Annotated in this window: 11 protein-coding genes and 1 pseudogene; 4 read left to right on the forward strand and 8 right to left on the reverse strand. The window is 37.4% G+C overall.

Annotation, left to right across the window (positions count from 1 at the left end):
* Positions 1 to 190: 190 nt before the first annotated feature.
* The 4 genes from glgB to VIO64_RS22705 form a co-directional block, all read right to left on the reverse strand.
* Positions 191 to 2,410 (reverse strand): 1,4-alpha-glucan branching protein GlgB, encoded by a 2,220-nt coding sequence (gene glgB / locus VIO64_RS22690; RefSeq protein WP_331922031.1) that lies wholly within the window; start codon positions 2,408 to 2,410, stop codon positions 191 to 193.
* A gap of 410 nt (positions 2,411 to 2,820) precedes the next feature.
* Complete coding sequence (locus tag VIO64_RS22695; protein ID WP_331922032.1) at positions 2,821 to 4,092, reverse strand: GGDEF domain-containing protein; 1,272 nt, start codon at positions 4,090 to 4,092, stop codon at positions 2,821 to 2,823.
* 237 nt (positions 4,093 to 4,329) lie between these two features.
* The gene (locus VIO64_RS22700) at positions 4,330 to 8,241 is read right to left on the reverse strand and encodes a carbohydrate-binding protein (protein WP_331922033.1); all 3,912 of its coding nucleotides are present in this window, start codon (positions 8,239 to 8,241) and stop codon (positions 4,330 to 4,332) included.
* Between the two features lie 172 nt (positions 8,242 to 8,413).
* Entirely contained in the window at positions 8,414 to 9,742 is a 1,329-nt protein-coding gene (locus VIO64_RS22705; protein ID WP_331922034.1) for a DUF5050 domain-containing protein, read from the reverse strand.
* 7 nt (positions 9,743 to 9,749) lie between these two features.
* Here VIO64_RS22705 and VIO64_RS22710 point away from each other — a divergent pair, with 7 nt between their 5' ends.
* Complete coding sequence (locus VIO64_RS22710) at positions 9,750 to 9,944, forward strand: hypothetical protein (RefSeq protein WP_331922035.1); 195 nt, start codon at positions 9,750 to 9,752, stop codon at positions 9,942 to 9,944.
* 16 nt (positions 9,945 to 9,960) lie between these two features.
* Here the strand turns inward: VIO64_RS22710 and VIO64_RS22715 are convergent, their stop codons facing one another.
* The 4 genes from VIO64_RS22715 to VIO64_RS22730 all read right to left on the reverse strand — a co-directional run bounded on the left by VIO64_RS22715 (position 9,961) and on the right by VIO64_RS22730 (position 13,295).
* Positions 9,961 to 10,596, reverse strand: coding sequence for a TetR/AcrR family transcriptional regulator (locus tag VIO64_RS22715; protein ID WP_331922036.1), 636 nt, complete (start codon positions 10,594 to 10,596; stop codon positions 9,961 to 9,963).
* Positions 10,597 to 10,609: 13 nt separating this feature from the next.
* The gene (locus tag VIO64_RS22720) at positions 10,610 to 11,407 is read right to left on the reverse strand and encodes an ABC transporter permease subunit (RefSeq protein ID WP_331922037.1); all 798 of its coding nucleotides are present in this window, start codon (positions 11,405 to 11,407) and stop codon (positions 10,610 to 10,612) included.
* A gap of 54 nt (positions 11,408 to 11,461) precedes the next feature.
* Positions 11,462 to 12,334: an ABC transporter ATP-binding protein gene (locus VIO64_RS22725; protein WP_331922038.1), complete on the reverse strand. Its 873-nt coding sequence runs from the start codon at positions 12,332 to 12,334 to the stop codon at positions 11,462 to 11,464.
* A gap of 82 nt (positions 12,335 to 12,416) precedes the next feature.
* Positions 12,417 to 13,295 carry an SPL family radical SAM protein gene (locus VIO64_RS22730; protein WP_331922039.1) on the reverse strand — a complete coding sequence of 293 codons (879 nt, stop codon included), beginning with the start codon at positions 13,293 to 13,295 and terminating at the stop codon, positions 12,417 to 12,419.
* Between the two features lie 257 nt (positions 13,296 to 13,552).
* On the opposite strand from VIO64_RS22730, the pseudogene VIO64_RS23200 reads away from it, so the two are divergent.
* The 3 genes and pseudogenes from VIO64_RS23200 to VIO64_RS22740 form a co-directional block, all read left to right on the forward strand.
* Positions 13,553 to 13,708 (forward strand): annotated as a pseudogene (locus VIO64_RS23200) (DUF4352 domain-containing protein); the annotation flags it as partial.
* A 225-nt stretch (positions 13,709 to 13,933) separates the two neighbouring features.
* Entirely contained in the window at positions 13,934 to 14,794 is an 861-nt protein-coding gene (locus VIO64_RS22735) for a hypothetical protein (protein ID WP_331922040.1), read from the forward strand.
* A 180-nt stretch (positions 14,795 to 14,974) separates the two neighbouring features.
* A complete protein-coding gene (locus tag VIO64_RS22740; protein WP_331922041.1) occupies positions 14,975 to 15,910 on the forward strand; it encodes a dockerin type I domain-containing protein in 936 nt (311 codons plus the stop codon).
* Positions 15,911 to 15,990: the final 80 nt, after the last annotated feature.

Consider the following 15,990-nt stretch of genomic DNA (forward strand, 5'->3'; position numbering starts at 1 on the left):
TTGATTGCTTATGAATGTACTACAAATCATAATATGCAGGCATATATTTATTTGCCATTCAAAATTCAATTGCGGTGTAGGATACACCACAGTTTCCTATACATAACAAAACTGCCGGCCTTCAAATTTTCCGTTAGAAGACAGGCAGCTTTTACAAATCTCTCGTGATATTTTAGATGCTCACACTATTTTACAGCAGCTCCTTAAGCTTAAAGTAAACAACACCTAGAGGCGGTACCGTAATCAGCATGGAATTCTGTTTGCCCTGACATTCAATTTTTTCTGAATACATGCCTCCTTTATTCCCCTGATTGCTTCCGCCGTATATTTCAGAATCACTGTTGAATATTTCTTCATAATAACCTGCCACAGGAACCCCGATTCTGTATCCCGTATGGAGTACCGGTGTAAAGTTGCAAACCACTATAATCATGTTCTTCCAATCCTTTGCTTTGCGGGCAAAGCTGATTATACTGTTATCAGCGTCATTACAATCAATCCATTCAAAACCTTCATTGCTGAAGTCAACTTCATGGAGGGCCGCTTCCCTTTGATAAATGTGGTTTAAGTCTCTGACATAATCCTTCATTTTTTTATGCATGTCATAATCTAAGAGATGCCAATCCAAGCTTCGTTTATAATCCCATTCAATAAACTGTGCAAACTCATTTCCCATGAACAGAAGCTTCTTACCGGGATGAGCAAACATATAACCGTAGCTTCCCCTAAGACCTGCAAACTTTTGCCAATAATCTCCCGGCATTTTATTAATCATTGAACACTTGCCGTGAACCACCTCATCATGTGATAACACCAGTATGAAGTTTTCAGAAAAGGCATATACTGAGGAAAATGTAAGTTCCCCCTGATGAAACTTTCGATAAATTGGGTCTTTGCTTACATATCTTAAGAAGTCATTCATCCATCCCATATTCCATTTGTATGAAAACCCTAAACCGCCCACATGAGGAGGCTTCGATACAAGTGCCCATGAGGTTGATTCCTCTGCAATCATCATTACATTAGGGAAATACTTATAAACCGTTGTATTTAGCTGCCTCATAAAATCTATGGCGTCGACATTCTCTTTTCCACCCCATTGATTTGGCACCCATTCTCCTTCTTTCTTTGCATAATCCAGATAAAGCATAGATGCAACTGCATCAATTCTGAGACCGTCTATATGGTATTTTTCAAACCAGAAAACTGCATTGGATACAAGGAAGTTACGGACCTCATGTCTTGAATAATTGAATATATGTGTTCCCCAATCAGGATGTTCACCCTGCCTTTGATCATAGTGCTCATATAATGCAGTCCCGTCAAAGCGTGCAAGTCCATGTCCATCCTTTGGAAAATGTGCAGGAACCCAATCAAGTATAACCCCAATACCATTTTCATGGCATTTGTCAACAAAATACATGAATTCTTCAGGTCTTCCATATCTACTTGTTACCGAATAATAACCGGTTATTTGATATCCCCATGAACCATCAAAAGGATACTCTGAAATTGGAAGCAGTTCTATGTGTGTAAAGCCCATATCCTTAACATACTTAATTAGAGAATCCGCCATTTCAGTGTATGTAAGAAACCGCTCACTATCTTCTGGAACTTTTGCCCAAGATCCAAAATGCAGTTCATAAATGGATACAGGCTTATCAAAGGTGCCATTATTGCTGCGTTCTTTTATCCATTTATCATCATTCCACTTGTATTCATCAATATCATGTACCACGGATGCTGTTCCAGGTCTTAATTCAGAATAAAAAGCATATGGGTCAGCTTTCACATATATTTCACCGTGAGGAGTCTTGATTTCGTATTTATAGATCTCATCGGTTGCGATACCCGGTATAAAGATCTCCCATACTCCCGATGCTCCCCTGCATCTCATTTGATTCCTTCTTCCGTCCCACTGGTTGAAATTACCTACAACACTAACCCTTTTTGCACAGGGAGCCCACACCGCGAATAAAGTTCCCTTAATTCCATCAATTGTAAGAACATGTGCTCCAAGCTTTTCATATACCTTATGGTGATTGCCTTCATTAAAAAGGTAAAGATCAAAATCCGATATAACAGGCAAAAACTTGTAGGGATCATGCATAAAGTATGTGTTCCCGCAATTGTCCACTACCTCATACTTGTATAAAAAAAAGTCATTCTTATCCCAAACTTTTACTTCGTAAAGCCCACTCTCATGAATCTTTTCCATCAGGTAACTACCATTTGTTTCTTCATCAATAACCTTGACACTATCAGCATTGGGAATGAACGTCCTTATGGCTAACCCCTTTGCTTTTTTGGAAGTGTCCTCCACCTTATGGATCCCCAATAACCAATAGGGATCTCTTGATTCCGCATTAATAATCTCAAAAATCTTTTCTGTATCAGCTGCAATATTCATGGACAATACCACCTTTTTCTACAGTTTATCTTTCATTCATACGAGTGTCTGATCCAATTCTTTTTTATCCTAACCTTATTTCGCCAAAAAAATTCAAAATCCTTTATTTATGTCTAGGAAATTAGCATAAATATCGGTAAGGCTTATAACATTTTATCATTATTATATTTAACTGTCCTCTATATTATTTATCCAGTGTGTTATATTTCCCATTTTTATTATAATTAATTCATGCTTAGCAAAGCAAAACAATTGTAGCAGCACATAATATGATACATCACTTATACCAACAAAAATCACATTAACAACAAAATTTCCCGAAAAAATCACGAGTGATATTGCAGCTTAATCGCCAATTTTGCAAAAATAAAAGGGGCTTACCGGTTAGGGTGCCCCTTTCTTTACCTATCCTATTCTTTCTTTATCATTGCCATGGATTTATCGTATACCTTAGTTCTGTTCCTTCCATCCCTTTTTGCTTGATATAACGCCAAATCTGCTGTTTTAATAAGATCATCTTTATTATTACTGTATAGCGGGAGGGCAGACACGCCTATACTGCAGCTTATTGAAGGAATGTCAATATCTCCATAAGGCGGCATATATGCCTTTTCAACTGTTTCTCTAACTCTTTCCGCAACATCATATGCAGTTACAATATCAGTTGAAGGCAAAACTACAACAAACTCTTCTCCGCCATATCTTGCCACCAAATCAGTTACCCTTACTTCCTTTACAACCAGCTTCGCAAACAGTGCCAATACGTGGTCTCCTGCAAAGTGTCCATAATTATCGTTGATTTTTTTGAAGAAGTCTATATCAAGTATCATAATGCTTAGATTTTCTTTAGAATACAAAGCTATTTCAACCTGTTTTCTCAAATATTCTGTAAAGTATCCTCTGTTATACACCTTTGTAAGGTTGTCATATTTTGAGCTTTTATCTAGGGTTGACATCTTACGCCTACTTTTAATTAGAGTTTTTGCTATTTCGGTATACGACTTTATTTTATGGATCAACTCGTCATTAAAAGCGTTTTCATATTGGCTATATAGCTGCAAAATACTTTGGGGCGAGTCAATGCTAACTATTGTGAGACAAACATAACTTCCCTGCTTGTACTCATTAAGCTGGTATGCACATTTAATTCCATTCTGTATGCTAACAATCCTGCATTCCCTTCCTGTCCTTATGACCGGACAGCTTCTTGGTGACATATTGCAAAGAGGCACTTTCTCGTAGCCTATTCTCTGCCAGGGGTTTTCAACACTGTCATCCACCCCTTCCACAGGAATGGTATTTTTGTAAAATAGGGTTATATTGTTAACCATAACAGTACGGCATATAAACTCGTACATTCTTTCATATACTTCTCTCTCTGTTTGTGCATTATGAATGGAGTCAGTAAAGTCCTTAAAATTCTTAAGCTCTCTGATATAAGTCCTTTCAATGGTAATCCGGTTAAGAAGCAATCCGAATAAAATGAATATTATAAAAGCTGCAACAGCTGAAAAGGCTGCAAATGGAGCATGCAAAGCCAAGGGGTTATCCTTATTTTGCGTAAAGTAGTCACCCGTTAGTAAAAAAGCTGCTGTACCTATTGTTAAACATAAAGCAAGAGAGACAAAAAATATTGCCACAAAGCCTATTTTGCCCTTTTCAGGTGCCCTGTTCTTTGCCAATAATATTCATCCTTTCTTTCCCGATTACTATCAAAATGCATAATATGGTATATGAGAAACCACAACCTATACCAGATAAATAGCTTCAGAAAGCAATTTATTTCTATACCATATTTATATCGGAAATAATGTTAGTTTGTTTTATACCTAAATGCTACAAGTATATTTTTACAGATATGCTAAGGCCCAATTTGCCAAGCCTTAGCACACCTTATATTACAAGTGACAAATGAAAGATTATTTGAGGCTCATAACCGCCTCATCGGAATACCCGAGTCTTTTCTTTGTTATTGGATCAAAAGCTTCCAGCTTGCCTGTTACCACATAATTTGCCTTACTTGCACTGTCTTTTAGGTATACATTAACTTTTATCCTTTGTTCCATTGTATCAAACTTCACATTATTTAATGTTATGTCAACCGATGGTTTTCCGCCTGCATCTGTATAGCTAATTGTCATGTCTTCCATGGCTGGGTTGGTATAATTACCCGAGTCCATCTCTATACGGTCAATAGTGTTTTGCGGATCAACAAATGTATTACCCTTCTTAAACTTTAATGTCAAATCATAGTTTACAGGTCTTATATCGTTCAGCTTTAGATTATCGGTACCTATGAATACGCTGAAGCTTTTGCCATCCTGGCTGCTATTTGTAACATTTAATGATGGTTTAATAATCTTTACATTGTGAAGTGCAAATGTATTTTCATCCATATCACGAGTATTTACAGCTCCGGATTCAATTGCACGCAATGTAAACTCAAATTTAGGACTGTCCAATGTCTTAAAGTCCATTCTGAAAGCGATTTCCTCTGATTGATTGGGTTCAAGCCTGATTTTATTGGGGTATCCTTTGGCATCAAGACTTAATATCCACGGCTCCCTAGCTTTTATATTCTTATACTCTGTTGTGAATTGGACATCCCAAAGGCTGGAATTATATGTTGGTGTAAGATCATATGTTTGAGTCTTGGAACCGTTGTTTGCTACTGTTGCTTTAACAATTATATTATCTTTTCCGTTCCAATCACTGTCATTAGTATCATCAAAGTTTACCGATACCCTTGACATCCATCCAAACAGGTTGTAGCAGAACTTGTAGTCTTCAACAGCCTTTCCTCCTGATCTTGTAACATGCTTTGAGATTCCGCACCCAACATCGTTAGTGGTTATAACTATTCTTCCAGCAGGCCCATTTGCTCCTGCAACATTTCTTACTGCCATGTTAGGATATAATTTGCCGTTGTTAGGCTCTTGAACATTTAATATTACTTCATCTGTAGGCAGCAGCCCGGATATATACCTATTGTCATCATTTAACCATTCTTCCCCATCACCGAGCATTGATATCTCACTGTTTTTATTCATTAGCCCCGGTGCAACAGAACGGCTTGACTTCTCAGGATCTATTGTAAATATGTTGTCAAACAGCGGATGCATTTTTCCATTGTTTACAACAGGAATTTGTGCATATTTATAGTTGTTTCCAGGACGCACCGATACAAAACCAACTTCGTCTGTAAATCCATCTCCTGACTTGATCTCCAGTCCGAGACAGTTTTCCCACCACAGCTGACCTCCTGCATTTAGGAAAGCTTTTACCTTGTTTTGTACATCTTGAGAGTATGTTATCTTACCGTGAGATGTTTGGAACAATATATCGTAGCTCTTTGCTATCTTTTCCGGAGTAAGATTAGGATCGTCAAGTGAAACCTCCCAATACTTAAACAGCTTGGACTTTGTTATGTTTTCAGAATTTCCTACAACCCCTGTATAGGTTATATCAGCCTCAAGGTCAGTCTGTGCCTTGGCAATGCTCCTCAAATCCTTAAAATACGTGGAAGGATCCCAATATATCTGGGTTGATGAGCCCTGAACCGGTGCATTCGGCATTTTTGCACTGTTATACTTTGCAGTATCGGCAAATTCATACTTGTTGTAAGCCGGCGGGTATGGATTGTTAAGCTCCCAGTCCATTGGCTTGTTAATATTTCTGTCTAAAAGCTCCATAATGGAAAAGTCAGGATTAGAGTCATTAACCTGCTTGTTGTTTATGGAATCCCATGCCGGTGCAGGAAGTGTCAGTATTCCTACATTGACTTTTCTTTTCTTCATTGTAATTCTTGGCACCTGGGTTGCCTTTCCTGTTTCAGGCTTTATAAAATTGTTTTCCTTCTGGTTTAATGCGTTGTATATGAATGATGCAGCCTCAGCTCTGGTAACGGGGTTTTTAGGGTTTAAGTATCCCTTCTGATCCCCCTTCATTAGGGACTTTTCCAGTGCAAGCTCCACAAAATATCTGAAGGAACCGGTGATCTTATCGTAATCCTTATCCCTGTAGTTGTTGAGCTTAGCACCCGGCTCAAGGTCAGGATCAAGAACAAAAACCTTTCCGTCTTTGTTATAGTCAAGACGCCTCGCACCTATAATAGCCATAGCGAACTCTTCACGCCTTACCTTTTTATTAGCTTCAAAATCCTTGCTGCTAAAAGCTTTACGCGTATTCAAGTCGTATTTTGACATTTTCTCCTTGAAGAAATAGTTATAATAGGATTTCATGTATTGATACGCCCAAAAGTCCGTAGGTATATCGTTCATTTTGGTGTAATTATCAGGTCTGAATACAGCATCATTCTCGGAAATTGAGTATTTCATTACATTAAACGTCATGTATGCCACATGTTCACCGATAATTGATTCTTTTGGCTTGTAGGTATCATTTCCTTTTCCGAATATAACACCCTTGCTTGCAAGCTCCATAACCTGTATGTAAAACCAGTCGGATATCTTTACATCCTTGAAAGGTTTTGAGTAGCTTACCTTGCTTATGCGTATTCCGGAGATAGAAGCCATGCCACGTTTTGCAACACAGTTTAACTGGAGCTTTCCGTCGTCTAAAACCTTTATAAGGTATGGACCTTTCTTTTCCCATCTAAGCCCCGATTTCTGACTGTCAACGGTATCAGCGGTCGTTCCGTTAAAAACCACGTCAAATACCTGCTTGTTCTCCTTGAGAATATCTGAAGTGTACAAATAAACTTCATAAACACTATTTCTGTCTGCATTCATGGAAAATTCTATGTTATAACCTTTTATACCAGTGTTTATAAGATTTGACAGATTGTCATCCAACTGAGGCACCTGCTCTTCCAAAGAATCAAATGCAAACCAGTCAACGCCGTTCAGCACGCTTCCATTTGAGTTGTCAACCAAATATAAATCGTGAATCCCTGTAACTCTATAGCTTAGAGGGCTCTCCACACAGCCTATTTCATTTGTCATCCCGGTTGAGTTAAGGGTACAGATTGTTGTTCCGGTAGGACTGTCTAACTTTACATCTACGGTGCCGCTGATGCTGTTTATAAAGCGGACTTTAAACTTTGTAGGTCCTTCAATGCCAAAATCCATGGACTTATATAAGTAATAATTGGAGCTTGAACTGTCAAAGGCCTTTGCTTTAATGGGATCAAACACACCTTTGGTGAATTTAAACCAGTTTATATTGCATATCCCATTATCCCTCTCACCTGTAAATATCAGAAAAACCTTATGCAGTCCTTCAATACTTCCAGTAAGACCGCATGAAACATCGATATATTTCTGGTATCCGCCTGTATTCTTTACACTGCACTTTCCAACAAGCTCTCCACCCGGGTGATCAAGTCTGATTTCTATATTTCCGCCTTCTGTTTCAGTAGCTACACGAGCAACAAACCCTTTTGTTCCTTTAGGAAAGTATATAAAATCATATCCCGCATAATCGCCGTTACCTATGTACGCCAAGTTTTGACCGCCATCTGTGTCCTGACTGTTTTCTACGGTAAGTCCATTATTTACTGTAAGGGTCTCAGCTTCAATTCTGTCCAATGCATTTGGTCTGGTTCCCTGCTCAGAAGTAGAAAACTGCGGTTCCTTAGCCATTACCGAAAAATTGCTTATAGAATTTTGTCTTGTAAAAGTGGTACCATCAAAGAAAACATCATCCGATCCCGCCAGATTGATACTCATAAGCGGAGTCGTAGTCCTTGTACAATAGGGACTGACTTTTGTTGCTACTGTATCCGCAAAGCTTAAAGCAGGCATGCTCGTGATTAGTAAGACAGCCAGCGTGATCAATGAAATGACTTTTTTTACCCCCGTACTACTCATTAATAATAACCTCCCTTATTGATAAATAAATATATTAAGCCATAGGCTGATTGATAAAAAACCTGTGTCTAAACATTCTATCAAATAAGGAAGATTAATGAAAGTAGATTTTTTTATTAGTATATTAAAAGTATTAAAAGAGACAAATCCATTATATTTGTTTGCCGCAAATTTATAGAGAAAACCAATCATCATCGGAGGAAGGCAAATCATGGACTTCCACTTCTTCCGGCATACTCCCGTCTGTACCAATCCTATATAGTTTCTCCCCGTCATTCTTATTGCAGAAAAAGACAAATTCATCCACCATGTTTAAAAAGTCACCTTTATACACTGCAACTGTCTCCTGGATACCCCCGTCTGCTCTTAGTCTGCACATTTTACCACCCTCAGACTTATTTGTATAGTACACCCAATCTCCGTGAACATTTATGTTGCGGCACATACCGGTATTCAGCATTTCATCACTTCCGCCGAAAGTCCCAACCCGGTAAAGCTTAAAGCCGTCACCTTTGTTACTGTAATAAATCCAGTCATTATATACATTTAAAAAGTCCGACTCATTATTGTTTATTTTAGTCCTGTTGGCACCATCAGTCCTGATTTTATAGATTTTTCCCTTATCGCTCTTGTTGGAATAATAGATCCAATTATGCTCGACGTTAAGACTGTAGGAAGAATCATTATTAAGTTTAATCCTGCATGTCCCATCGGTCTTTATTTTGTAAATTTTAAACCCGTCACTCTCATTGCAGTAATAAATCCAGTCCCCTAAAACGTTAATATCCCAGGTTTTATCATCGTTAAGCCTTGTTCTCTCCAGTCCATCGATACTGATTTTATACAGTCTGTCCTCATCAGAAGCGTTGCTGTAGTAAATCCAGTTTCCAATAACATTTATAAACCAGGCACTGTCCTCACACAGCATTCCCAAGTCACTTCCATCCAGCTTTGACCTATAAAGACCTCTTCCCACATTGGAATAGTATACCCACAATCCCTGCTGTGCCGCTATACCTCCATTAACAATATTGCCCAGTGAATTGCCTCTTTCGTTTAAAAACTTATTAGTGATCAATGCAGGCCCGAACAGGTTTATGGTTCTGCTTAGAGGGTTTTTATCAAGTTCCTCTTCAAAATCATTGCGTAATTTTTCATTGCCTCCGTCAGATTTTGACTTCTCATTTTCTGTATCAATTTTTGGTTCTTCATTGTATGCGTCAGCTTTTGATTCCTCGTTGTCTGCATCAGCTTTTAGTTCTTCGTTGCTTCCGTCATTTTTTGATTCCTCGCTGCCTCCGTCAGCCTTTGGAAATAGTATTGCCTCATTCTTTTCTTCATCCTTCATCCCTTCAAGTACACTTTCTAATGCCTTTCTCATTTCAATTGAAGATTCAAACCTGTCATCCATGTTAAAAGAGCAAGCTTTAAGTATAACTTCACCAAAGGCCTGCCCTGCCAGCTGAGGCAGGTTTAATATTTCACCTCCAGTCAATCTCAATACTTTAGTGTCCATTGACGAAAAGTACAACAATTTTACAGTCCATATAGAAAAAATAAGTGAAGATGAATGTGAGATAGAAGTAACTACCGCTTATAAGTTTAAAACCAATCTTTTTAAAAGTTTCTTCAGTGATGTTGCCGAAAACGATCCAACCTTTATAGTGTTGAAGAGACGCCAGATTCTTTCGGTTGAAAACTGATTGTATATACTCACAGTTACTGCGGGCTTCCATACAGCCCGCCTTTTAGTATCTCAAAGTATTCCTTCATTTGATTAAATATTTCATCCATTTGAGGTATGCCGGCCTCAGGATCGCTTCTGAATTTCTGGATATACTTGCCGTTTAGGCCTTCAAGACACAGCATTATAAGTTCAACAGCTTTTTCCTTGTCTACACCTTCTCTGAATTTTGTGGTGTCTATATCATTGAGGAACAAGGGAAGATTCTCATTATAAATTTTCCGGTACCTGACTGACATCTCTTCCTTTAACTCATCTGGAATATTGATATAGGCTTTCATTATTAGCTTGGATACCAGAGGAAGCTCATAATACAGTTTCAGCTTCTTAAGCCCCCAGTGTATAATTTTATCGAACAAATCTGAAGGCACCTGTTCATCCATGCTATAAAACTTCTCCAAAAACACATCCATAGCATAATCAATTATATATAGGAACAGATTTTTTTTATTGCCGAAGTAGTGGAATAGTATTCCCTTGGATATGCCTGCTTTTTTCACAATAACATTGGTTGAAGCCTTTTCATAGCCGTTTCGTGCAAACTCCTCCATGCTCACATCAATTATAAGCTTTCTTTTTTCCTCCGGAAGACTTTCAAAAGTATTATTCAAAGTGGATCACTCCTTAGACAGAGATGTTTTTTCTGTTGTACGCCACATAAGTCAGTATGGTGGATAGCACGATAATCCCAAGCATTATGATTATATAAACAGGCTCAATAGTTTTGTTGACTACAATATTTGACGGGTTTACATAATTAAATGGTGTAATGTACTTAAGATTCTCAAGTTTATCCGATATTGCAGAGACAATGTTAATGAAAAAAGCTCCCAATACGACCCCAAATGTAACGGGATATATTGTTTTTGCTTTAGTTACAAATATAGAAATAAAGAAACCCGCTGCAGCAAACGTCAATTGCAAAAGATATAACCCTACATGAATAAGTAAAAATGCTGAAATTGAATAGTCTGATTGCTTTATTCCCTCAAATGTGAAATAATCCACCACGACAAATATTATATTAAACAAGGTAATGTAGAAAAATACTGCCATCGCCTTTTGAGTTATAACGCCATTCCTGGTTACTGGCTTTGCAAGCAAAAACTCAATGGTTTTTTCGCTTTCTTCCCTGGAAATTATGCTTGAGCCTAAAAGCATTGCATATGCTGCTCCAAAGAGAATAATATACAAAAAAACATAGGCAAAAAAATCCAGTATTTGTCCAAGATTCAATGTTTCAATACCAAGTCCCCGAAGCATTCCTTTTGGCAAGCTTTTCATATATCCTTGAAGCTGGTCAGGCGAATTTGCAAAGGTGGGATACATCAGCATCATTCCTACATTAGATGAAACAAGGCATGTGGTCCAAATAATAAACCCTTTCCTATACCTTTTAAGCTCCCTTAAAAATATGGTCATATCCATTCACTCCTTTAATTAGGTTGTATCAAAATCAATATATAGGTTCCATAATCACGACTCATAGTAGTGCATAAATATTTCTTCAAGTGAGGGTTCTTCAAGCCAAAGGTTATCAACCTCCAAAGTTGCAAGCTTCTTTAAAAGGTCATTGATATCTCCGCTGTAAAGAAATTGAGTATTCCTTTCCTTCCGCTCCACGTTTCTCATTCCGGGAATAGACAGATTATTCCCTTCACTCTTAAATTCAACTATGACCTTTCTGTGCTTTTCTCCCCTTAATTTGTCTATTGTCTCAACCTTCAGTATCTTGCCTTCTTTCACTATAGCCACTCTGTTACACATCTTCTGAACCTCACTTAGAATGTGGGATGAAAAGAATATTGTAACACCCTTTTTATTTTCTTCCTTCAATATTTCAAAGAATCTGTTTTGCATCAAAGGATCCAGCCCGCCGGTTGGCTCATCCAGAATCAGAAGCTTTGGCTCATGAAGAAGTGACTGTACAACAGCTACCTTCTTTTTGTTTCCATATGACAGGGAATCAATTCTTTTGTTAAGGTCTAATTCAAGAGTTTGACTAAGCTCGTTAATCCTTTTGCTGCAATCCTTTTTATAAAATTTAGCGGAGTAAAAAAGCAAATCTCTCACACTCATGTCGTCATAATAGCTTACTTCAGACGGCAAATATCCTATATTCATCTTAATCCTGGCCTGATCTTTGAAGCAGTCCATACCAAGGATTCTGGCATTTCCGCTGTCAGGAAATATAAAAGCCAGAAGCGTCCTAATGGTGGTAGACTTCCCAGCCCCGTTAGGCCCGATGAATCCAAATATTTCACCTTCTTTTACTTCCAAATTTACATCGATTATGCCCCTTGATCTTCCGTAGTATTTTGTTAAATTATTTATTTCGATTGCGTTCATGCTATTCCCTCCTTACATTGACTAGGTGGTCAATCCATATTTAAATTATACACCCTGTTGACCACCTAGTCAATAGGGTGTTTTATATATCAAACAAACTCAGTTGATACCCGGAAATTTTACTGCCATATGTGGGTATATCCGTTGAAACCCCATTATTTTTGCAGGCTTCACGAAAGCACTCCATCAGCTTCTTGCTGTTTGAAGGAAAACAACTGTATCTTATCCCGAAACGTTTTTCATACTTGCTTCTAATACCCGGAAAGTTCTTATCAAGTTCACTGTAAAAATAGTCCCTCTGCCTGTCTCGCAGCGTCACACCAATACATGGGTATATATAGGATGCACCAAATTCCTTTGCAGCTTTTACAATTGCTTTAATGTTTTCCTCACTGTCCTCAATAAAAGGAAGTATTGGCATCATTGTTATTCCAGTTGTAATACCAAGAGCCGATAAGATGCCTATGGCCTTAAGCCTCTCGGAGGGCGGCGGTGCGTTAGGCTCAATCTTAGCAGCAAGAGAATCATCCGTTGTGGTTATGGTTATTGCAACCGATGCATATATTTTGCCGATTTCCATGAGCACATCCACATCTCTGGTAACTAAAGTACTTTTTGTTGTTATATGCACCGGATATCTGGCTTCAGCTATTGTCTCAAGGGCTTTCCTTGTAAGCCTGTATTCCTTTTCAACAGGATTATATGGATCGCTCATTGCACCTGTCCCGATAGTCCCCTTTTTCCTTTTTCTTCGAAGCTCCCTTTTAAGAAGCTCCACGGCGTTGACCTTGACATATATGTCATCAAAATTTTCAATTCGGTAACACTCACTCCTGGAATCACAATATATGCACTTAAAGGTACACCCCCTGTAAATATTCATGGAATAGAGGGTACCGAACCAACCACTAGGATTCTTACAAGTTGATAATATGGTTTTTGCCTGAATTTCCTTTATCATATTTTACCTGCCAATTTAAATTATTATTTCCATTCTAACATACATAAGATTAATAATAAATTGCAACAAATTATAGTCAAATTCCATACCAATTAATGTATAATTATAGATATAAATAATACTTATGTTAATACGATAGAGAGAGATATGTAATATGAAGAAAATTATAATGGGATTTATCCTTGGGCAAGGCAGCTGAAGATAGTTTTAAGATTTATAGATTCGGTTCGCTTTCATTCAGCATATGAGGTACACGCATCCAGGCTGCCCAATTTAGCGACAACTTTAAACCAAAAGGAGGCAATTCATTTTTAACACTTCATGTAAAGGTAAGAAATATCGGAAAAGATCTTACAAATTTCAAAAGGAATGATTTTTACATTGAAACCCTTGATGGAAAACGATTTGACTTTATTTCATCTCCCGTTGATGAATATCTGTCAACCGTAATACTTTATTCTCAAGAATACAACAAAATAGGGCTGGTATTTGAAATGTCAAAAGATGAATTGCTAGGAAAAAGAAAAGTAAATTTGGTTTATGCACCTGTAGGTTCAGAAAACAAGTGCAAAATGCCTGTTGACCTGCTTGTGTCACCTAATTAGATATATTATCATTACATTAAAGGAGCACTAAAAATGACATACAAACACTCAAATTACAGCTACTTCAAACTCCTTGCCGCCTCGGCTGCAACATTATTTTTCCTATTTGCCATTTCCTCCTGCTCTAATACAAGCAAAACTTCCAGCCCAAAGCCTGCATCGGATACAGGTTTTGGACTTACCACAAAGGAAGAATTTATAGATAAAAGAAATCATTCTATTGAACATAATGGCATAACACTATGTGTTGAAGAAACTTTATCCGATACCATAAAAACATCGATTCAAGTTTCAGTTAAGGGTGATAATGTTAGCGGCAAAAACATCAGCTTTGAAGACGTATACCTCACAAACAGCAAACCAGAGGGTTGCCAGCCATTAAAGATACCCATTATCAGTAAAGGAGAGCATCGATGTGTATTTGACTTTTATGATGTTAAACCAAATAGTAAAGAGGAAATATTCACACTAAAAGTCGGTAAAATCAGCCATATTGAAGGTCCCTGGGTCATAACCTTTCCGGTTGAAACAGCACCTTATGAAATGGTATATAGCTTACAAAAGGAATACTGGTTTGGTAAGAACAAAGTCATCATAGATTCTATAAAATCAACCATTAGTCAAACGCAAATAGAAATACAGGACCATTTTGAGAGTAAAGAAAAGATGACACGCGTTAACATGTTTTATCTAACAATCAATGGAAAAAAGTATTATGCTGATAATTTTTCCGATCATTTGGATAAAGGAGAGACAGCAGTTACAAACCATAAAAGGTATGTGGTTAATTTTAATACAGGCGGAAAGATTTTTGATTTATCCGGTGATGTATTACTTGAGTTGGAGTACGGAATTGCAGAAACAAAAGTTGTTCATAAGATCAAGATAAACTAACCCTTATGGGAAACTCCATTTTCCTTCCTTAAAGGTACAATCAAAAAACCTTCTGCTATAAATTCCCCTTAGTAAATCATACTTGACACTTCAAGAAGACTTATGTATAATTTAATTATGCAGTAAATCATACATTACACTCACTACTTATAAAAATATATAACAGGAGGTCAGGTATATATGTATCTAAACAATGCTTTTAGGCAAACCGCATTTATTCTATTGTTTTTAACTACAATAATGTTAATGCCTGTGTATTCGGCAGCTGAGGCAGAACCAGCAAAAGTTCCCACTAAGATTGTCTGGAACAATCCTACTACAGAGTTGTTGAAGCCCAATATGCTTGGAGGAAACTATTCCATATCGGTAACATTAACCGATGCAAATAATAATCCTCTTCAATGCAAAAATATTTCATGGACTTCAACATCAGTTGGTGTTTCAAACACAACCGTAACAGACACACAAGGTGTATCCATAAATCCTGTTACAGTGTTCCACCAGGATAAGAACATTACATACTCTGCTGATATAACAATACAATTTGCAGGAGATGAACTCTATGAGCCTACCACTAGTGCCATCACATTAAGATGCTACGATACAGGACCGCCAATGTATTATAATGTTATCGGCCAGGTTTCAGTTGTAAAGAATAGCTCTGAAGATACCATCCTAAATTCAGGCTTTGATGTAAAAATAATAGATACTCCCTATTATTCAAAAACAGATGATACTGGAGTTTTTAACTTTAGGGTTGATTTGAATCAGCCGTCTATTAGATACTCTGAGAGTAAGCTTGAAATAAGCAAGCCCGGCTACCTTTCCAGAGAAGTAATGCTGCATAATTTCCTGACTTCATCTACCGAGAATACGAAAGATCCAATAAAGATGATAGCTGGAGACATCAATCAGGATGATGCAATAAACATGACGGATATTGTTGAAATGGCTAAGACATTTAAAGCTGTTGAGGGTGATGAAATATATAATGGAGTTTGTGATTTAAATAATGATAGGGTCATTAATATTGCTGATGTTGTAATTATTGCTTCAAATTTTAATAAAACCCCATTGGATTACGAGGGTCTGGACCCATATTTTATAAAATTATAGGCTCAATAAAGCAAAACGCATATTTTACAATAAAAACGCCGGGATAGTTGTAAACCCGGCATTTTATGAATATGAAATTT

It is taken from the genome of Pseudobacteroides sp. (genome assembly GCF_036567765.1).
Classification (GTDB): domain Bacteria; phylum Bacillota; class Clostridia; order Acetivibrionales; family DSM-2933; genus Pseudobacteroides.